The organism is Bartonella jaculi, from assembly GCF_039543045.1.
Classification (GTDB): domain Bacteria; phylum Pseudomonadota; class Alphaproteobacteria; order Rhizobiales; family Rhizobiaceae; genus Bartonella; species Bartonella jaculi.
In genome coordinates, this window is sequence record NZ_BAABIZ010000168.1 from 1 (window position 1) to 769 (window position 769).

The window sequence follows — 769 nt, forward strand, 5'->3', positions numbered from 1 at the left end:
AACTGTGAAATAAGACATATTGACGGAACACAAAGTGTCAAAAAACGCAATGAGGAACTGGATTGGCTGAAACAAGATGCCGGTAAAAATGTTTGTCGGATCTTAAGCAATGTCCGATGTCTTTCAGAAGGAATTGATGTCCCTGCTCTTGATGCAATCATGTTTTTACACCCGCGCAATAGCCAAGTGGATGTAATCCAAGCGGTGGGGCGTGTGATGCGTCGTGCTCCAAATAAGAAAACGGGCTATATCATTTTACCCATTATCATTCCTTCACACTTAGAAGCTAAAAAAGCTTTACGAAACAATAAGAGATATCGTGTTGTTTGGCAAGTTCTGCATGCTTTACATTCTCATGATGAGAGACTTGCACGAACGATTAATCAGATGTCTTTAGGACAAGATAGCAGCCATACGATTGAGATTATAGAGGTTAAGCGTGACAGTGAATTACAAGAGCTCACCACAACGGTTGATGAGATCTCGATACAGTCAAAAGCAGAAAGTTCTGGACACAGTATTGGAACAGCAGCAAGCAAGTCCCAATCGGGCAATAACGAGCAAAAAGACTTATTCCGCTCTTCTGAATTTTTTGATTTTGTCAAAGCGATTTTTCTGGATAGTTTTAAAATCACGGATTATTGGGGCATATGGGCTGGCAATGTTGCTGAGATTGCTCAAAACCATATCAATCATCTTAAAGATATACTTTCTGATGAAAGCAGTGAAGCGTTCCACGCCTTTAATGGGTTTTATCAAGAACTAAAAA

The 769-nt window shown here is 39.9% G+C and carries 1 protein-coding gene; it reads left to right on the forward strand.

Features of this window, described 5'->3' with window-relative positions; genetic code table 11:
- A partial coding sequence (locus ABD915_RS09995; protein WP_345117817.1) for a helicase-related protein occupies nt 1–769 on the forward strand: 769 nt, incomplete at both ends.